The sequence below is a fragment of the Devosia equisanguinis genome (genome assembly GCF_900631955.1).
Taxonomy (GTDB): domain Bacteria; phylum Pseudomonadota; class Alphaproteobacteria; order Rhizobiales; family Devosiaceae; genus Devosia; species Devosia equisanguinis.
In genome coordinates, this window is the sequence record NZ_UZWD01000028.1 from 103,871 (window position 1) to 122,945 (window position 19,075).

At 61.8% G+C, this 19,075-nt stretch carries 17 protein-coding genes; 11 read left to right on the plus strand and 6 right to left on the minus strand.

Annotated elements, in window-relative coordinates; translation table 11 throughout:
• The first annotated feature begins 84 nt into the window (after positions 1–84).
• From moaA to DEVEQU_RS11675, 4 genes are all read left to right on the plus strand, one after another.
• A complete protein-coding gene (gene moaA, locus DEVEQU_RS11660; RefSeq protein ID WP_126150756.1) occupies positions 85–1,098 on the plus strand; it encodes a GTP 3',8-cyclase MoaA in 1,014 nt (337 codons plus the stop codon).
• Between the two features lie 137 nt (positions 1,099–1,235).
• Positions 1,236–1,607, plus strand: coding sequence for a tudor domain-containing protein (locus tag DEVEQU_RS11665; protein ID WP_223214196.1), 372 nt, complete (start codon positions 1,236–1,238; stop codon positions 1,605–1,607).
• An 85-nt stretch (positions 1,608–1,692) separates the two neighbouring features.
• Positions 1,693–2,037, plus strand: a complete 345-nt coding sequence (locus DEVEQU_RS11670) for a hypothetical protein (protein WP_126150757.1) — start codon at positions 1,693–1,695, stop codon at positions 2,035–2,037.
• Between the two features lie 188 nt (positions 2,038–2,225).
• Entirely contained in the window at positions 2,226–3,242 is a 1,017-nt protein-coding gene (locus DEVEQU_RS11675) for a helix-turn-helix domain-containing protein (protein ID WP_126150758.1), read from the plus strand.
• A 63-nt stretch (positions 3,243–3,305) separates the two neighbouring features.
• On the opposite strand, the gene DEVEQU_RS11680 is transcribed toward DEVEQU_RS11675, so the two are convergent.
• Positions 3,306–3,785, minus strand: a complete 480-nt coding sequence (locus DEVEQU_RS11680) for an Lrp/AsnC family transcriptional regulator (protein ID WP_126150802.1) — start codon at positions 3,783–3,785, stop codon at positions 3,306–3,308.
• A gap of 284 nt (positions 3,786–4,069) precedes the next feature.
• Here DEVEQU_RS11680 and DEVEQU_RS11685 point away from each other — a divergent pair, with 284 nt between their 5' ends.
• Together DEVEQU_RS11685 and DEVEQU_RS11690 are read left to right on the plus strand one after the other, a co-directional pair.
• On the plus strand, positions 4,070–5,596 hold the full coding sequence (locus DEVEQU_RS11685) for a sensor histidine kinase (RefSeq protein WP_126150759.1): 1,527 nt from the start codon (positions 4,070–4,072) through the stop codon (positions 5,594–5,596).
• A 91-nt stretch (positions 5,597–5,687) separates the two neighbouring features.
• A complete protein-coding gene (locus tag DEVEQU_RS11690; protein ID WP_329601466.1) occupies positions 5,688–6,308 on the plus strand; it encodes a DUF6683 family protein in 621 nt (206 codons plus the stop codon).
• A gap of 39 nt (positions 6,309–6,347) precedes the next feature.
• Here the strand turns inward: DEVEQU_RS11690 and cobT are convergent, their stop codons facing one another.
• Positions 6,348–7,370: a nicotinate-nucleotide--dimethylbenzimidazole phosphoribosyltransferase gene (gene cobT / locus DEVEQU_RS11695; RefSeq protein ID WP_126150761.1), complete on the minus strand. Its 1,023-nt coding sequence runs from the start codon at positions 7,368–7,370 to the stop codon at positions 6,348–6,350.
• A 66-nt stretch (positions 7,371–7,436) separates the two neighbouring features.
• Here cobT and DEVEQU_RS11700 point away from each other — a divergent pair, with 66 nt between their 5' ends.
• Both DEVEQU_RS11700 and DEVEQU_RS11705 read left to right on the plus strand, forming a co-directional pair.
• A complete protein-coding gene (locus DEVEQU_RS11700; RefSeq protein ID WP_126150762.1) occupies positions 7,437–8,297 on the plus strand; it encodes an adenosylcobinamide-GDP ribazoletransferase in 861 nt (286 codons plus the stop codon).
• 58 nt (positions 8,298–8,355) lie between these two features.
• The gene (locus tag DEVEQU_RS11705) at positions 8,356–9,042 is read left to right on the plus strand and encodes a retropepsin-like aspartic protease family protein (RefSeq protein ID WP_126150763.1); all 687 of its coding nucleotides are present in this window, start codon (positions 8,356–8,358) and stop codon (positions 9,040–9,042) included.
• A gap of 39 nt (positions 9,043–9,081) precedes the next feature.
• On the opposite strand, the gene DEVEQU_RS11710 is transcribed toward DEVEQU_RS11705, so the two are convergent.
• Both DEVEQU_RS11710 and dusA read right to left on the minus strand, forming a co-directional pair.
• On the minus strand, positions 9,082–10,785 hold the full coding sequence (locus tag DEVEQU_RS11710) for an alpha/beta hydrolase family protein (protein ID WP_126150764.1): 1,704 nt from the start codon (positions 10,783–10,785) through the stop codon (positions 9,082–9,084).
• Between the two features lie 211 nt (positions 10,786–10,996).
• The gene (gene dusA / locus DEVEQU_RS11715; protein WP_126150765.1) at positions 10,997–11,989 is read right to left on the minus strand and encodes a tRNA dihydrouridine(20/20a) synthase DusA; all 993 of its coding nucleotides are present in this window, start codon (positions 11,987–11,989) and stop codon (positions 10,997–10,999) included.
• A 168-nt stretch (positions 11,990–12,157) separates the two neighbouring features.
• Between dusA and DEVEQU_RS11720 the strand changes: the two genes are divergently transcribed.
• The 3 genes from DEVEQU_RS11720 to DEVEQU_RS11730 all read left to right on the plus strand — a co-directional run bounded on the left by DEVEQU_RS11720 (position 12,158) and on the right by DEVEQU_RS11730 (position 15,429).
• Positions 12,158–12,607 (plus strand): universal stress protein, encoded by a 450-nt coding sequence (locus tag DEVEQU_RS11720; RefSeq protein WP_126150766.1) that lies wholly within the window; start codon positions 12,158–12,160, stop codon positions 12,605–12,607.
• A gap of 94 nt (positions 12,608–12,701) precedes the next feature.
• Complete coding sequence (locus tag DEVEQU_RS11725; protein ID WP_126150767.1) at positions 12,702–14,075, plus strand: FGGY-family carbohydrate kinase; 1,374 nt, start codon at positions 12,702–12,704, stop codon at positions 14,073–14,075.
• A gap of 58 nt (positions 14,076–14,133) precedes the next feature.
• Positions 14,134–15,429 (plus strand): NAD(P)/FAD-dependent oxidoreductase, encoded by a 1,296-nt coding sequence (locus tag DEVEQU_RS11730; RefSeq protein ID WP_126150768.1) that lies wholly within the window; start codon positions 14,134–14,136, stop codon positions 15,427–15,429.
• Positions 15,430–15,446: 17 nt separating this feature from the next.
• Here the strand turns inward: DEVEQU_RS11730 and DEVEQU_RS11735 are convergent, their stop codons facing one another.
• Both DEVEQU_RS11735 and DEVEQU_RS11740 read right to left on the minus strand, forming a co-directional pair.
• On the minus strand, positions 15,447–16,361 hold the full coding sequence (locus tag DEVEQU_RS11735; RefSeq protein ID WP_126150769.1) for a DMT family transporter: 915 nt from the start codon (positions 16,359–16,361) through the stop codon (positions 15,447–15,449).
• A gap of 147 nt (positions 16,362–16,508) precedes the next feature.
• Positions 16,509–19,028, minus strand: coding sequence for a beta-mannosidase (locus tag DEVEQU_RS11740; protein WP_164550362.1), 2,520 nt, complete (start codon positions 19,026–19,028; stop codon positions 16,509–16,511).
• Positions 19,029–19,075: the final 47 nt, after the last annotated feature.

A 19,075-nucleotide genomic window follows, 5' to 3' on the forward strand; every position in this document is an offset into this window, starting at 1 on the left:
CCGGACTGAACCAACGAGGCCGCCGACAGGCGGCCTTTTTTTGTGCGCTTTGCACTTGCGCTCCGCGGCAGTAAAGTGGTGGCCATGACGACGACCTCCCCTGTTGCGCGCCCCCTGATCGATGGCTTCGGCCGGCGCGTCTCCTATCTTCGGATTTCAGTGACCGACCGCTGCGATTTCCGCTGCGTCTACTGCATGGCCGAGGATATGACCTTCCTGCCCAAGCGGGATGTATTGAGCTTTGAGGAGATCGAAGCGCTGGCCGGCGCCTTCATCGCGCGCGGCACCACCAAGATCCGCCTGACAGGTGGGGAGCCGCTGGTCCGACGCGACATCATGCAACTGGTCACGGCGCTGGGGCGGCGGATCGGGAATGGGCTCGAGGAACTGACGCTGACGACCAATGGCAGCCAGCTCGCCAAATATGCCGTGCAACTGCAAGCGGCTGGGGTGCGGCGGCTCAATGTATCGCTGGACACGCTGGATGCCGAGAGGTTTCGCGCCATCACGAGACGCGGACGGATCGAAGATGTCATGGCGGGCATAGAGGCCGCGCAGGCGGCGGGCCTCGCCATCAAGATCAACATGGTGGCGATGCGCGGCGTCAATGACGATGAGATCGAGCCGATGATGGCCTGGGCGCATGGACGCGGCATGGGGCTGACGCTGATCGAAGGCATGCCGCTGGGCGAGGTGGACATCGACCGCGCGGACTCCTATCTGCCGCTGCGCGAACTGCATGAACGGTTGGCCCGGCGCTATACGCTGACCCGGCTCGATACCCGCACCGGCGGCCCTGCCCGCTATGTGCATGTGGCCGAAACCGGCGGCACGCTGGGCTTCATCACCCCGATGAGCCACAATTTCTGCGAAAGCTGCAATCGGGTGCGGCTGACGGCGACGGGGCAATTGTTTCTGTGCCTGGGCCAGGACGACCAGGTCAATCTGCGCGACGCCTGGCGAGAGGGTGGCGCGGCGGGCCTGGACGCAGCGCTGGACCACGCCATGCGCATCAAGCCCAAGGGGCATGACTTCGTCGTCGACCGTTCCGGCCGCGAACCCGCCGTCGCCCGCCATATGAGCGTGACGGGCGGCTGAGACTTAGGCCGGTCCGCCCAAAATCGGGACGCTGGTACAATTCATCCGGACACCGCGACAATGCGCACGGGGTCGGTGGCGGATAAGAGTCCCACGACGGGCACCAAGCACGGTGCCCGACATTGGGAGACATAGAGTTGATCAGGAATGCGTTCATTCTGCTTGCCGCTATTATCGCGCTGGGCAGCAGCAGTGCGTATGCTCAAACCGTGGGCGACTGGGTTCTGGGGAACTACCAAAAGTCCGGCTACTGGTTCGCTGGCATCGCCGAATCCATCAATGGTGGCAAGGTAACAATCCGTTATGACGACGGCGAGCGCGAGACGGTCAGTCTGCGCGACGTGCGCCCTTATGACTGGATGATCGGCAGCCGCGTCGAGTGCAATTTCAAAAAGGCCGGTGAGTGGTATCCGGGCACGATCGCTTCGCTTGCCGGCGAGAAGGTTGGCATCAATTATGACGATGGCGACAAAGAGACCACGACGACCGGCCTCTGCCGCTCTCGATAACCCCTTAGCTCACCAAGAAACTCAGACCTCATAGCGTTTGCCAGCGTCATGTTCGGCAAGCATATACAAGGACCGTCACGTGACGATGACTTTCAAATCAGCCGCGCTTGCTGCCACTCTTGCCATGCTATCGGCGACCGCTGCCAATGCGGCCGGCATGAATTTCGACATCCAGAACAGCTCGGACTACATCATCACCGGCTTCTATACCGGGGAGAACGGTGAATGGAGCTCCAACTGGATGAACTTCAAACTCAAGGGTGGCGAGACCGCTCAGATGGCCTTCAATTATGATGGCCCCTGCGACATCGAGTTTTACGTGACTTGGGAAGCCGAGGACGGCTCGAACATCGATGGTGACGTAACTACGATCGACATTTGCGATGCGAACACGATCTATTTCGACGGGGCCGAGGCCAGTTACGACTAATCGCTGACCTATTTGGCATTTGTGGCTTGCGCTGATCGGCGCAGGCCACCTGCTATTTGAGGCAAAGGAAGATCCGCAGGACACTTTACTTCGACGTTGAGCAAAGCTACCCGTCTATGTGCACCAGCGCGGCAAGACTTGCCGTCATGGCAGGGACAGGCCGGTGAAACACAGCGTCGAGTGCTCCATTGGGTAGTGTTGATCAGCCTTTTCGATTTTCCTCAAAAGCGCTGGACGCCGAAGACGGTTTCGGCCGCTACCACGATCTCTATCCGGTAGCCTCAAACGTGACCGCCACGGGGCAAGGCTTCCACGCCGAGGCCCACGCCCACCGCCTTTCGCGCATGATCGTTGTCGACCGCATGATCAGCGGTGTGTCCCATGTCAGGGAAGCACGCCACGCGCGACAGGACGGGTTCGACCATGTCGTCGTCCAGATGGTGACCTCTGGCCAGTGGACCGGTGGCCCACCGGGAGAAGAGCGGCTCGTATCGCCGGGGGAAATCATTCTCCTCGACATGGCTCGTCCGCAACGGAACTGGGCAAACCTGGCTCAACTGATCACTATCAATCTGCCTCGAGATCTCATTGAGGCAACACTTCGGGTAACGCCTGCCATGCATGGCGTCGTCCTCCCCGCCTCCACATCCCATTTGCTTGGCGAATTCATGCTCATGCTCAAGCGCCTAGGCGCGGACAGTCCGGCGGCCATAGCAGACAGCGCGGCTCAGGCCCTGATCGAACTCACGGCGGGTGCATTCGCCAATTATGGCGGCCACCTGATAAAGCACGGTGATACCGGGGCCGGCAGCCTGCGTCGGGAGCGGGCCGAACTTTTCATCGACGCTCGCCTTGCCGACGATCAGTTGGACGCAGCATATGTCGCGCACAGCTTAGGTGTGTCGCGTACCGTTCTCTATCAACTGTTCCAGTCGTCGGGAGGCGTGGCTCGATACATTCTCGGGCGACGCCTGGAGCGACTTGCACGTGCATTGCGCAGAAGCACGGAGACGCGTTCGATTTCCCAGCTGGCCTTTGCCTTTGGCTTTGCCAGCGAAAGCCATTGCAGCAAGGCCTTCCGCTCGGCTTATGGCATGCCGCCCGGGCAGTATCGAAAAGACGCGGCTCATCAGAGAGCCGCGGCGAATGACGTCTCCGGCCTCATCGACAGCGCACTCGACATTTGGCACTCGGCGTTGCGCTGAACCATCGTCTATCAGCGGCGCGAGAACGCCGCCTGGATCGCGTCTTAGGATGACACGGCAGACTTATTTCTCGTCGTCGACGACGATGGCAAAGTCGAGTGGCAGGGCGGTGGTGTATTTGATCTGGCCCATGGCGAAAGCGGAGCTCACATCGGTCAGGTTGATCTTGCTGATCAGCCGTTTGTAGAAGGCATCATAGGCCTGGATGTCGGGCACGACGACGCGCATCAGATAGTCGACGTCACCGCTCATACGGTAGAACTCGACCACTTCGGGAAACTCGTCGATGACGCCGGAGAACTTGCGCATCCAGCCTTCATTGTGCTCGTTGGTCTTGACTGAGACGAACACGGTGACGCCCACATTGACCTTGGCCGGATCGAGAATGGCGACGCGGCGCTGGATGACACCGTCTTCTTCCATCTTCTGAATGCGGCGCCAGCACGGGGTGGTGGACAGGCCCACCTTGCGGCCGATTTCGGCCACCGGCATGGTCGCATCCTTCTGAAGCAGCGTCAGAATTTTCCGATCAATCTTGTCCAGCGCCATCATGACCCCCAGGAATATGATTTTCAATTCGGCGTAAAACTGCCAAATTTGCGGCTATCCAACTGCCACATTCGGCGATCATAAGCAATAAAATTGCGCGGGCAAAAATAACTTCGCCCGTAGGACTTTGTTAACCGCACTGACCGCGAAGTGGTGGCAAGTTGCATGCGTGGGGCCGGATCCCTTCACCGGGTATTAACCACAAGGCTCCTAGTGTGCCAGCCATAGTGTAGCGAGCGCGTTTTTGTTCGCAGTGTTGAGTAACGAGTAAGAGTTCCATGCCGTCGCAATTGGCCAGAGACGCCGATTTCAGCGCATTTGAAGGGCGTGACGGTAAGCGCACAGCCCACAAGACCGTGCTCGATGCGCGCCAGCGCCTGACCTCGAGCTCCGGTACGCGCTCGGATTACGACTTCCAACTGATGCATGATTATGCGGACTCGCGCCTTGGCGCGACGCTGCCAATGGCGGCGATTGTCGGCATTCTGGCGACGCTGTCCAGCTTCTGGGTGCCGCTGGTTTTTTCGGCGTTGTGGGCAGGCATGGTGATTGCCGGCCTGCTTGTCGTGGTGCTCACGGCACGAAGGTTCAAGCACAGCGACCCCAACAAATTCAGCGCCACAAAGTGGAAAACCAGCTTTGTCGCGGCCGAGACGGCATTCGGCATCGCCCTGTCCTTGCTGGCCCTGTTCACCCTGGTCGGCAATCCGGCAGACCTCGCGCCTGTGATGTTCGCCATGGTGCTGGTCAGCGTGGCCGCCAATGCGGTGGCCGCACACACCCTGCCCCCGGCGACCCTTGCCAGCACCCTGCCGGTGACGGTGACGGTTGCAGGAACGCTGATCGCCTTTGGCGGTACGCTGAATTACACTCTGGCCGCCGTGGCGATCTGTGGCGAGGTGTTCTTCCTTTTCCTCGCGCGTCAGTTGCACGCCTCTGAGCTCGAGACCATTTCGCATCAGGCGGAAAAGGACACGCTGATCGGCGAACTGGAAGAAGCACGCGAAATGTCCGACGAGGCCCGGCGCCATGCCGAACAGGCCAATATCGCCAAGAGCCAATTCCTCGCGACGATGAGCCACGAGCTGCGCACGCCGCTCAACGCCATTATCGGCTTTTCCGAAGTGCTGAAATCGGAACTGCTGGGACCGCACCAGGTGCCGCAATACAAGGAATATGCCGGCGACATTCACTCCAGCGGCCAGCATTTGCTGAACCTGATCAACGAGCTGCTCGACCTCAGCCGCATCGAAGCGGGCAAGTATGAGCTCAACGAGGAAGTGGTGTCTCTGGCCGATATCGCCGAGGACTGCCGCCGCATGATGGAGCTGCGCGCCAAGTCCAAGGGGATCGAGCTGGTGTTCAGCATTGGCGACAACTTGCCCAAGCTGTGGGGCGATGAACGCGCGATCCGCCAGGTACTGCTCAACCTTCTGTCCAACGCCATCAAGTTCACCCCGCAGAATGGCCGCGTCACCCTGGTGGTGCAGCGCAGCGCCGATGGCGGGCAGCTGATTTCGGTCAAGGACAATGGCCCCGGCATTCCCGAAAACGAGATCGAGACGGTGCTCTCCTCGTTCGGGCAGGGCTCGCTGGCGCAGAAGACGGCCGAACAGGGTGCCGGCCTGGGCCTGCCGATCGTCCAGAAGATCATGGACCTGCATCAGGGCCGGTTCGATCTGTTCTCGAAGCTCCGTTTCGGCACCGAGGTGATCGCCACCTTCCCCCGCGCCCGGGTCATGGATGCGGTGGCTCCGGTGGTGCAGCGCCGCAACCGGCTCGAGATCTACTCGGAAGCCGGCTGATCCCGTCGTCGCCTATTCCAGACATGCGTCCCAATTTCGCCCGGATCAGGGCATGGAAAGGGCATGGCACAGGAGACCTCACGTGAACCGTATGCTCATCGCCGTCGCGACGCTTTTGATGCTGACGCTGGGCGCCACGGCGCAGAACCTCAACGTACCGCCCGGGGACAACCAGCCTGCCATTGTGACGACCTATCGGCCTTCGGCGGTGGTTTCGGCCCGGCTGCAGCGGCAATTTCTCGACAATGTGCGCTGGTCTGCCGGCATTCCGGCGCGCGACCAGCTGGCGGCCGCCTTTGCCGAGCGCAGCCCCGGTGAAATCTGGCAGGAGCTGGTGGCGGCGGACGGGCTCAAGACCGGTGACGCTGCCGACGCACTGACCGCCTATTGGGTGCTCAACTGGATTACCGCCAACGCGGCCTATGACACCAAGGTCGACAATGGCCCGGTACAGGCACAGGTGCGCCAGGCGCTCGCCGATGACCCCAATTTCCGCACCATGAACGATCGGCAAAAGCAGGAAATGGCGGAGGGTTATATCCTCAACTTCCTTCTGGAGCACGCCGCGCTCAACGATGCAGTGGCGCGCAAGGATATCGAGGCTTTGTTCAAACTTTCGAGCGCGTCGGTGGCGCGCTTCCGCCAGCAGATGGGGATTGACCTGCTGGCGCTGGCTCCTGGTCCCGAAGGACTGGCGCCGAAGGCGCGGTGAGGCGAGCGGCAGCCGGCGTGCCGGGAGCCACCAAAAACCTCAGTCGCCCTTGCCGCTGACGGCGGCGCTTTCGAAGGTCGCCATGTTGTTGTGCAGGTGAAGGGCGGTCTTGGCCATGACGATGGCGAGAGCCGCGCCGCTGCCTTCGCCCAGGCGCATGCCGAAATCGAGCAGGCCGGTCTGGCCCATATTCTCGAGCACACGCGCATGGGCACCTTCGGCCGAGACATGGGCGAAAAGGCAGTGGTTGATCGATGCAGGATTGACCGCATGGGCGATGGCGGCCGCCGCAGTCGCCACATAGCCATCGACGATGACCGGAACCTTCTGGTGACGCGCGGCAATCAGAGCGCCGAGCATGGCAGCGATTTCACGGCCGCCGAGGCGGGCAAGGATGGCGAGAGGATGGTCGAGTTCACCGGCGTGGCGCGCCAGGGCACGATCAACGGCATCGGCCTTGCGGGCGAGGCCGGCATCGTCAACGCCGGTGCCACGACCGACCCAGTCGGCGCCGCTGCCACCATAGAGCGCAGCATAGATGGCGGCAGCGATAGTCGTATTGCCGATCCCCATTTCGCCCAGGCCGATGAGATCAGGTTTGCCCGCCACCGCTTCCATACCGTAGGCGATGGTGGCCGCGCACATCTGGTCGTCGAGCGCAGCCTCCTGGGTGATGTCGCCGGTGGGCAATTCCAGCGCCAGCTCGAACACTCTGAGATTGATTTCATGCAATCCGCATATCTGCGAAATGGCGGCGCCACCATTGGTGAAGTTGGCGACCATCTGAGCCGTCACTTCGCGCGGAAAGGCCGAGACACCCTGATCGGTGACGCCGTGATTGCCGGCGAAAATGGTGACCATGGGGTTGTCGAGACGGGGGCGCGACCGGTGCTGCCAGCGGGCCAGAAACTCGACCAGCTCTTCCATGCGGCCGAGCGAGCCGGCCGGCTTGGTCAACTGCATTTCGCGGGCCCGTACGGCCGCTACGGCGGCATCGTCGCCATCGGGCACGGCGGTCAGCAGTTCGACGATATCGGAAAAAGCGGGATTGAGGGCGGGCATGGCAGGTCCAGCACGATATGATAGGAGGGGCGCCGGACTTGTTGCTCATAACGGAGCGAATTGCAATTGACGCCAGAGGTGCACGAAGACGCCCCCGACGGGATCGATCCGGCGGTGACCGAAGCCGACAAACCGCGCTCGTCGCCCCAGGCGATGGGGCTCAAAGACGATTTCGTCATGGCGTTGCGCTTCTTTTCGCGCCTGCCGACCGGCGATTCTCCGCACCTGCCACCCGATCTCGACCGCATCGCCATGGCGCTGCCGCTGGCGAGCCTGGTGATGGGGATCATTCCAGCGCTATTGCTGATCGGTGGCACCATGGCGGGACTGCCAAGTTACTTCGCGGCGGTGCTAGCGGTTGGAGCTGTGGTGGTCGTGGGTGGCGGCATGATGGAAGACGCGCTGGCCGATGCAGCCGATGGGCTGTTTGGCGGTTCCACGCGCGAGCGGCGACTGGAAATCTTGAAGGATAGCCGACACGGCACCTTCGGTGTCGCCGCCCTTTGCCTGTTTCTGCTGTTGCGGGTTACCGCACTGGGGAGTGTCGCCGCGACAAATCCATTGGCGGCGGCGGGAATTTGGCTCGCCGCCAATATTGCCGGCCGCTCAGGGGGATTGTGGGTGGCGGTCGCCCTGCCCCCGGCGCGCAGCGATGGCGCGTCGGCCGCAGCAGGCATGCTGCCGGGTTCGCGCTTCGCCGTTGGCGCGGCATTGGCAATGATGCTGGCCTTTGTGCTCGGCGCTCCGTTTACGAGTCTGGTCGGGCTGTCGCTGGCCCTCGTCGCCATCGGGCTGGTGGCAGTGGGCTGGACGGCGTTGTGCCGGAGGCTGGTGGGCGGGCAGACCGGCGACCTGATCGGCGCAGCCGGCGGACTTGGGGAGGTGGCGGCGCTGAGCTTGCTGCTGATCTTTACCCCATTGCCTTGAAATCGTCGCCAGCAAGCCTTTAATCGATAGAGACGAAGGCGAAAGGGACCAAAGTCGCATGTTGTTTATCGGGCTTGCCCTCGTCGTTGCCGCCGCCATCGTTCTCCTGATCAGCGCCGATGCCGGCAGCATGATCGGGCTGACGCAGAACCAGACGGCACAGCTGGTGCCTTTGGTCATCATCCTCATTGTTTTCGCCGGTGGGCTGTTCGCCCGACGTCATCGCGCGGCGGAACTGGTGGGCGGGCTGATGCTGTGGGTGGGCATCTTCGCCGCTGTCATGGTGGGCTATGCCTATCGCGACGACATTCTGGGCGTGGTCAGCCGGGTGACGGGCGAATTGCGGCCCGGCATGGCCATTGTCGACAGCAATACTGGCACCGCCACGTTCAGGCGCGGGCTGGGCGGACATTTCGAGGTCAATGCCAATATCAACGGCCACGTGACCCCGATGATCTTCGACACCGGCGCCAGCGCCGTGGTGTTGACGGTAGAGGACGCACAAGCGGCGGGCATCGATACGACGGGCCTGCGCTATACCGTGCCCGTGTCCACCGCCAATGGGCGCGGCATGGCGGCGCGCACGCGGCTCGAAATGCTGGAAGTGGGCGGGATTGTCAGGCGCAATGTCACGGCGTTCGTGACCGAGGCGGGGGCGATGGACACCAGCCTTTTGGGCATGACCTTCCTTGAAACCCTCAGCCGCTACAGTGTCTCGCAGAATGCACTGGAGCTGGTGGATTGACAAAGGGCCGGCCGCGAGGACCGGCCCTTTCAGGTTGGATCAACGGATGGCGAACTGGATCGCCTGGCTGCCCACCACATACCAGGTGACGAACAGCGCATTGATGAACGCACCCGGCAGGTAACTGCCAGTCCGACGCCAGGCGAAGGTGGACAGGAATGCCACGATCGCCAGCAGCGGCACGAACTGCATGCCGATGACCGTGGTGAGCGACTCGTTCATGCTGAACAGGTGGCCGGTGAACAGCAGCGTTAGGTACTGGAAGCCAAGGAACAGGATGAAGCCGACAATCATCACTGCGATGTTGGACAGATATTGCGCCACGCGGCTGTCGGTACGCACCGACAAGCCAGTATGCAGACCGCGCATCGCCAGGATGAAGTAGGCGGTGAACGGGATCAGGTAGACCAAGGCGATCTTGGTGCGGATAAGGTCAAGTGGCTTGAGCGCCACCACCCAGAAGCGGAAGTCCACCTTGAAGAGGAAGTCGGTGGCAGCGACGACCAGATAGCCGATGCCGACAGTGGCAAGAGCAATGAGGACAGAGCCCCAGATATCGCCGCGGCCTTCGATCTTGTTGCCCTTGAACACCAGGCCCAGCGCCAGGACGATAATACCGTTCAGCACTGCCCACAGCACGATCTGACTGGTGAAGCTTTGTGGCAAAATCGCAGAGGCCGGGAAAACCAGGGTCGCCCAGTAGAAGAACGGATAGTAGGTCAGCACAGGGATCAGCGTCGCCAGAGCGAACTGCAGCCACCACTTGCCATTGCGCTTGTCATAGGCCGCGACGGCAGGCTCCTTACGCAGATGCGCGAAGGCCTGGGTCTTGAGCAGCATGTCAAAGGTGCCGGCCATGAGGACGACGAAACCGACCAGAGCGATCAGCGTGCCGATTTCCTTCCAGAACCAGATCTGGTTATCGGCCGGAATGGGCTGGGCCCCTTCGAGGGTCTGGTCGAACCAGGTGATGGCGTCGCCAATGGCTTCGGGCGACAGATGGTTGCCCGGATGGGTGGTGTTGGGCTGCTGCAGGATACGCGCCGTGCCGTTGGCGATATCGCCATAGATCTGGCCGATGACCACTGGTTCGGTCACACCGAATGCTGTCTGAAGCTTGGTGCTGGTGGGCACCTCCTGCGCGGTGGGGACGCCCCACATGGTGCCGGAAAATTCGTCGAATTTTGAGAAGACGACGGCGAGGTTACGCGGCCAGCTGGTATCGGCTTCCTTGGCGAAGGGTGCACCGGTGCTCGATCCCTGCAGTACGACGGCCTTATAGGCGTCGGGCATGGCGGCAGCGGCGGCCAGAACCGTCCAGCCACCCATGGAGTGGCCTTCGAGACCAATATTGTCGGTATCCACGAAATCAAGCGAGCGCAGATAAGCCAGGCCGCCCGGTCCACCAAAGCCATTGGCAAAGGCCGGTGGGTCGGAATAGCCATGGCCGCCTTGGTCAAGTGCCAGCACTACATAGCCGCGGCGGGCAAATTCAATGGCGAAACCGTCCTGGGTTTCGCGGCTGTTGAAATAGCCGTGCACGGCCAGAATTGCAGGCGCCTTGTTCTCGGCGGAGACGCCGGGCGGCACATAGAGCAGACCGCTCAGCACCTGGCCGCTCTGGCCATTGAAGCGCAGATCGCGGATGGAAATGCCACCCGAAGTCTGGATGAAGTGCGCCAGAAGCGCACCGATAAGAATGATGATCCACCCCGCGTGGAACAGGCGATTTTTTATTGTCATTGAAAGGAGCTCCCCACATGTTGCTTATGCCTATGGCACAGCGACAGGCGCAATTTAGCGTCAACGCGAAAGAAAAGCGAACGCAAACGAAACGACTTTAAACAGAAACGAAAATTCGACCGCAAGGGAAATTCGTCATTCCGCACAAGGACATGGGTATCGAGCGGCACCTAGGGTGCCGTCCGACTAGACGAAAGGCTTAGCGACAGGATCAGGCAGAAGCGGCGAAATCTCGCATTTCGACCACTGCCAGAGCGCGCTCGAAAACCTCGGGGCCCGCTCCCCGTTTGCAAGCGTCAACGCTGAGGATCTGGCGGAACTGACGCGCGCCCGGGCGGCCATTGGCAAGGCCGAGCATGTGACGGGCAATGGCATTGAGCCGGACGCCCTGTGCCAGTTCACCTTCGGCGTACTCGGCCATGGCCGCCATAATGGCCGCAAGCTCGGGCACGTCGCGGTCATCGCCGAAAATGCGGCGATCGACATCGGCCAGCAGCATGGGGTTATGATAAGCAGCGCGGCCGAGCATAACGCCGTCGGTATAGGCAAGCTGCTCGTCCACCTGTTCCAGTGTCTCGATGCCGCCATTGATCATCACCGGCAGCGGCGACAGGCGAGCGCGCAGGCGATGCACGCGCTCGTAATTGAGCGGCGGAATGGTGCGGTTTTCCTTGGGGCTGAGGCCCTGCAGCCAGGCCTTGCGCGCATGCACATAGAGCGCGGCCACACCGGCTTCCACCATGGCATCGGCGAACCGATCGAGGCTTTCCTCGACATCCTGGTCGTCGATGCCGATGCGGCACTTGACGGTCACCGGCCGATCGGTGGTATCACGCATGGCGCGCACGCAGTCCGCGACCAGCGCCGGCTCCGCCATCAGGCAGGCACCGAAGCGCCCAGACTGCACCCGATCCGAGGGGCAGCCGACATTGAGATTGATTTCGTCATAACCGAATGCGGTTGCGACCCCGGTAGCCTTGGCCAGTTCTGCCGGATCGGACCCGCCCAGCTGCAATGCCAGTGGGTGCTCGACCTCATGATAGCGCAAATGCCGCTCGGCATCCCCATGCACAACCGCCCCGCTATTGACCATTTCGGTGAACAGCAGACTATGACGCGTCAGCAGCCGATGCAGGTACCGGCACTGACGATCAGTCCAGTCCATCATCGGCGCAACGGAAAAGCGGCGGGCAGAGCTCATCATAGGCAAGGCAATCTTTCATTCTGACGTCCTTGTCCAGCCCCTGCCGACCGGCAAGGCTTCACAAGCGCGCAAAGCTGACGCGCACAACGCCCGCCAACTGATCTGGATCAAAGCGGCGGGACGTGTGTTGATGTAGGGTAAGTTCATATCAGGCCAGAGGAGCCCATCATGTATTCTCGCATCGTTTGCGCCATAGACGGATCGGAGTTGAGCACCAAGGCCCTGCGGCATGCTTTGGCGCTGGCGGCCAAGCTCGGCGCGAAGGTAACGGCTGTGACCGTCACCGAACCTTCGGTGATCGTAGCGCCGGGTGCAGAGATCATGATGGTCGATACCAGCAGCATCATTTCCGACCTCGACGAGGCCAAGGCCTCTTCTGCCAAAGCGACTTTGGCGGATGCCGAAGTGGTCGCCAAAGGCGATGGCCAGGCGATCACCACGGTGCATGTCGCCAACAGTCCGGCAGCCGAGGGCATTTTGCATGCGGCCAAGGAGAATACGGCCGATTTGATCGTGATGGGATCGCATGGCCGGCGTGGACTGGGGCGACTGCTGCTGGGCAGCCAAGCCGCAGAAGTGCTCGCCCACTCGGACGTCCCGGTGCTGATCATCAAATAGCGGCGGCGGGACGCAATTGCCACTAACATGTTAGCGCTGGCATGGCGCGGCAATTTCCGCTATGGGCGTTTGAACGCCCCGGGATTGTCGCGCCATGAGCCAAGTTACGCCTCGTCGCATTGCCGTTATCGATATCGGCAAAACCAATGCCAAGGTGGTGTTGATCGATGCCACCGATCGCGCACAACTGGCGGCGCGCTCCACACCTAATCATGTGCGCAGCGATGGCCCATATCCGCATGCCGACACCGAAAGGCTTTGGGCCTTCATCCTGTCGAGCCTGACCGAGATCGGTGCTGAATTCGGCATCGATGGTATTTCCATCACAACCCATGGCGCCACAGGCGCATTGCTGGCCGGCGACCGGCTGGCGCTGCCAGTGCTGGACTATGAATTTGGCGGGCCAGATGAGTTGGCTAGCGAATATGCTGGTGTGCGGCCCGATTTCAGCGGAAGCTTTTCGCCCGCTCTGCCCAATGGGCTCAATTGGGGGGCGCAGTTGTTCTGGCAGGCGCGCAGCTTCCCGGAGCAATTTGCCGAGGTCTCGGCGATCGTGCCCTATGCGCAATATTGGGCCTGGCGTTTGACCGGGGTGTTGGCGAGCGAAGTCACGTCGCTCGGCTGTCATACGGACCTCTGGTCGCCGGACAAGGCAGATTTTTCCAGCCTGGTCGATGCCATGGGCTGGCGGCACCTGTTTCCGCCAGTGCGGCCGGCGGCATCTGTGCTCGGCGCATTACTGCCCGACCTGGCCGAAATCACCGGTCTTGCCACGGCGACACCTGTCACCGTCGGCATCCACGATTCAAATGCGTCTCTGCTGCCACATCTGGGGGCGCAGGAGCCACCTTTCACCATCGTCTCGAGCGGCACCTGGACCATCGTGATGACGGTTGGGGGCGACACGTCTGGCCTTGACGCCGGACGGGACAGCCTCGCCAATGTCGACGCCTTCGGGCGGCCGGTGCCGACGGCCCGGTTCATGGGCGGGCGCGAATTTGATCTGCTCGTGCCGGAGATCGCCACACCGAGTGTGGCCGAGGTGGCGCGGGTGATCGCAGACGATATCCAGGTGCTGCCCAGTTTTGTACCAGGGGTCGGGCCCTTTAGCGACCAGCAGGGACGCTGGACGGTGGCGCCGGAGACGCTCAGCGCCGGCGAGCGCACCGCAGCGGTTTCGCTCTATCTTGCGCTTTTGGCGCGCGCGGCGATGGCGCTTTGTGGCCTTGGACGCAGCATTACCCTCGAGGGACCGCTGGCTCGCAACACGCTGTTTTCCTCTGCCCTGTCACAGCTGACCGGTGTGCCGGTCAGGGCTTCGGGCGACAGTACCGGAACCAGCCTGGGGGCTAGCCTGTTGTTCGGTGGACAAGCCGCACACAGCGCCTTGCGGGAGCCGGTTCCGCCGCTGGCGGTCGAAGGCTTCGATGCCTATGTGTCCCGATGGACCGAGCGCGTCGGCGGCTAGCCCTGGTTGACGTCGGCCTCGGATCGCGTTGACATCGCCAACGACAGAGGAGGCCGCAATGACCAGTCCCAAACCCCGAATCGTCATTATCGGGGGTGGCTTTGGCGGACTGGCCGCGGCGCAGAAACTTGCGGGCGCCAATGTCGCGGTAACACTGATCGACCGACGCAACCACCATCTGTTCCAGCCGCTGCTCTACCAGGTGGCCACGGCGGCACTCAGCCCCTCCGAGGTGGCCTGGCCCATACGGCACATTCTGCGCAAGCAGGACAATGTGCAGGTGCTGATGGCCACAGTTGTCGGCGTGGATATCAACCAGCGCGCTGTTATCCTCGAGGATGGCAGCCATGTGCCCTACGATACACTGGTGGTGGCGACGGGCGCGCAGCACGCCTATTTCGACAAGGACGAGTGGGAGCAGTTCGCGCCCGGACTCAAAACGCTCGAAGACGCCACTTCGATAAGGCGCCGTCTGTTACTTGCCTTCGAGGCAGCAGAGCGCGAGACCAATGCGGAAGCGCGGCGGGCGCTTTTGACTTTTGCCATTATCGGCGCTGGGCCGACGGGCGTGGAAATGGCAGGCGCAGTGGTCGAACTGGGACGCGCGAGCCTCAAGGATCAGTTTCGCAACATTACCCCAGCGGATTTGCGCGTCGTGCTGATCGAGGGCGCCGATCGCGTGCTGCTCAATTTCAGCCCCGACCTCTCGGCCTATACGCTGAAATCCTTGCGCGATCTGGGGGTGGAGGTAGAGCTCGGGCAGATGGTGAAGGCCATCGACGCCGACGGTGTCAGCTTCGGGGACAAACGCCTTCTCACCAAGACCATCATCTGGGCCGCCGGCGTTGCGGCCTCGCCGGCGGCAAAATGGCTTGACGCCGAGGCCGACAAGGCCGGCCGGGTCAAGGTCAATGCCGACCTCACCCTACCCGGCCACCCAGAGATCATCGTGGTGGGCGATACTGCCAGCATTTCGACACCAGAGGGCAAGCCGGTTCCGGGCGTGGCTCCGGCTGCCAAACAGGCGGGGGCACATGCGGCGCAGCTGATCCTGGCGCGACTGCGCGGCGATGCCAGCCCCCTGCCCTTTCGCTATGCCCATGCCGGGGACCTCGCCACCATTGGCAAGCGATCGGCGGTGATCGACTTCGGGACAACCAAGCTCAAGGGTTGGATCGCCTGGTGGGTATGGGGCATTGCCCACATCTATTTCCTGGTGGATTTCAAGAACCGCATCTTCGTGGCGATGAGCTGGCTATGGATCTATCTCACCGGCCAGCGCAGTTCGCGACTGATCACCCACGGCATGGCGACGGAAAAGGCGCCACTCGAAGAGGTCGACGAGGCCGGTTAGCGCGCCGCTTCGGTAGGTCAAGCCTCGTTGGCAATGCTCACCACCGGCTTGGCCAGCTTGCGCTCGCGCAGCCAGATATAGAGGCCGCTGGCGATAACGATGGGTGCGCCGACATAGAGCCAGACATCGGGCGGCTGGTGGAAGATGAACCAGCTGGCCGCCGCCATGAAGAAGATCTGGAAATAAGCGAAGGGGGCCAGCACAGTGGCGGGAGCAAGGCCCGAGGCCATGGTGATCAACTGGTGTCCGACAAATCCAAAAACGCCCACCGCGAAGAAGGCGAACCAGCCATCGGCCGTACTGGGCCAGGACCAGAAGAATGGCACGATCGGCAACAGGCAGATGGTCGCGAAAATGCCGACATAAAACTGGCTGGTCGCCGCGCTGTCGAAGCCCGAGACCCGCCGGGTAAACAGCATGTAGAAGGCGGTGCTGAGCGCACCGAGCAGGCTGAGCAAGGCGGCGGGGTGGAAGGCGTCAGTGCCCGGGCGGACGATGACCAGCACACCGAGGAAACCAACGCCAATAGCGGTCCAGCGGCGCCAGCCGACCTTCTCGCCCAGCATTGGGACCGAAAGCGCGCAGATCAGCAGCGGCACGGTGAAGGCGATGGAGCCGGTGACGGTAAGCGGCAGATACTGCACAGCGAGGAAATTGCAGGCGGTGGAGCCAAGAAGTGCCAGCGCACGCAGGCCCTGCAGCCTGATGCTTCCGGTACGGACCAATGCGGTGCCGTGGCGCGGCAGGTGAATGGCGGCCACCATCAGCAGATGGATGAAGTAGCGCAGGAATACGATCTGGATGAATGACACACCCACCATGCCCAGCCATTTGGCCGAGGAATCGATGCCGGTGAACATGAAATAGGCCAGAAGCGCCAAACCGATGCCAAACAAGCGGCGTTCGGTGGGCGGAGTAAAATTGGTCGACATTGCTGATCCGGACGCCAGACAAATGCGGCGCCGTCAGAGCGTCGAAGAAAGCGTCGGCGAAGTCAATGCGCAACGCCGCAAACTTGTATGGAAGTTTCTAAGACGCGCTGCCCTTCGTGGTCTTCGGCGCGGCCTAGATAGCCGCGCCTAGAATGTCTCTGCCAGATGCCGGATCTTCAGCGACTTCTGCAAATCGGCAGAGGTCACTCTTGCTCCATGGCGCGGATGGAACACCAATTCCGCCTTTCGCCCCGGCAACAGGGTGATGGCATTGTCCGAGAAGTGGCCGGGCGCATCTACGCTGGCGGTTGCAAACAGCGCAGGCTTATCGGTCTCAAGGATCAGGACCGGCTTCCCGTCCCGGTCGAACCAGGTGGCCGCGATGCTGGCGGGGACCAGCTCATAGGCCTTGTAAGCCTTGGGGAAGTAGTCGTTTTCGCCCAATACCCTGCCCGCGTCGTCCTTCCAGACGAAGAACAGGAATTCGTCAGAGGCGAGGTCTGCCATGTCGATGGATGTGACATCCAGTGCGGCGTCGGGGCCGACATTGGTCTGGCCGGAGAACAAGCTGCGCTCGCCACCGGACACCTTGATCGCCTTGACCTCGAGCGTGATTGCCGCGTCGTATCCGGTGTCGTTGATGGCCTTGAGCAGCAATTCGTCCGGAAGCTGGCCGGCGACCGGGATGCCGCGCGAATTGGTACGCACATCACGCGTCTGCGGCACAGCGACGACATTGACGAGATTATAGAAGCGGCGTGCCATGTAATGCATCAGCTTCCACTGCCCGCCATAGTCGAGGCTCGACCAGGACGCCACGGGCCAGATGTCGTTGATCTGCCAGTAGAGCGTGCCCATGCAACGCGGCTTGGTGGAGCGCCAATATTCGATGGCGGTCTTGATGGCGAGGCCCTGCTGGACCTGGGAGAGGAAGACCATCTGGTCGAAATCGCGCGGGAAGCGGAAATAGCGCGTCATGGTTTCGAGGATGCGGGCATTGCCGCCGTCATTGCGCTGGTGATTTTCCATCACCGGCGAGGACGGATTGCGGTCCTTGGGCTCGGAAAAGGTCTCGATGACATTCATCGAGGTGAAGGACTGAAAGCCGAATTCCGAGGCGAAGCGCGGATTGACGGAGCGGTAGGCCTCAAAGCTCTTGGCCGAGTGCCATACATCCCAATAATGCGTGTCGCCGCGCGTATCGGCATGCCAGCCATCGGAAAAGTCCAGATAGCCCATGGAGGGCGAGGAGGGCCAGAACCGACGATCCGGATCTTCGTCCTCGACGATATTGCCGAGCATGGAGTTGAGGCGATCATAATTGGCTACATAGCGCTCGGGCGCGGCTTTGGTCTCGGGATACCAGTGCAGCGAGCCGATGACTTCGTTGTCACCGCACCAAAGAGCGATCGAGGCGTGATGGCTGAGCCGGCGCACCTGCTGGGTGATTTCGGCGCGGACGCTGGCGAGGAAGGGGCGGTCCGAGGGATAGCTCATGCAGGCGAACATGAAATCGTGCCAGATCAGCAGGCCAAGCTCGTCGCAGAGATCGTAGAAATAATCCGGCTCATACTGGCCGCCGCCCCAGATGCGCAGCATGTTCATATTGGCGGCTTTGGCGCTGTCGAGGAGGTCGCGAATGACCGCCGGCGTAACGCGGCTGGGAATGGCGTCGGCAGGAATCCAGTTCGCGCCCATCATGGTGATATCGCGACCGTTGATGCGGCATTTGAAGGTATGGTCGATCGCGTCGGGTTCGACCACCCATTCCAGTTTGCGCAGCCCGATCTTGCGAGTGGTGATTTCGCCTTCCACATTAGTGACAAGCGCATAGAGCGGCTGCTCGCCCTGCCCGGCCGGCCACCAAAGTTTCGGGTTTGCAATGGTGAGCGTATGGGTGAAGACGTTTTCGCCCGGCTGCACTGCCACCTTGTGGGTGATGACCTGGCCATCGATGCTGTGCTCGACCTCCACCTCGCCATGGGCAAAGGCGAAGAGACGGGTCTTGATGGCAAGCTCAACGCTATTGTCGCCGTGGGCTTGCTCGACCTGCACGCTCTCCTGGCGGGCGAGGCGCGATTTGCGCAGGCTCATCCGGCCATAGACGCCGACCGGCATCAGGCAAATGCCCCAGTCCCAACCCGCATGGCAGGCTGCCTTGCGGATGAAGTTCATGTGGATGCCCTTGAGACCGTTGGTCTGGTAGTTCTTGGTGAACGGGATCGGAAAGGGATGGGCCTTGGCGCGGGCCTTGGCTATGTCGGGAGCGATGTCGAAGGCGATGCGCAACGTGTTCTCGCCCTCATGCACGCGGCCGGTCACGTCGATGTCGTGGCGGAGGAAACTGTTATCGGTGCGGGCGATCTCGGCGCCGTTCAGGAAAATGGTGGCAATGCAGTCAACTTCGGCCAGCGTCAGCGTCAGATAGCCATCAATATCGGCCGCAGTGGCCGTGAAGCGGCGCTCGACTTCCCAGGCCGTCTCATTGACCCATAGCACCTGCTTTTCGTTTTCCCCGTAATAGGGGTCCGGGATGAGGTCAGCCGCGAGCAGCGCGTGGTGGACGTCGCCGGGCAGCTGGATCGCGGTGGTGATGCCGCGGGCAGGCGCAGTCAGTGTGTACTGGCCATGCAGGTCCAGGCACGTATTGTTGGCGGCGATGGCCATGGAAGGTCCTTTTGCGCTGGCTCGACCGGGCTGTCGACAGCTCCGAC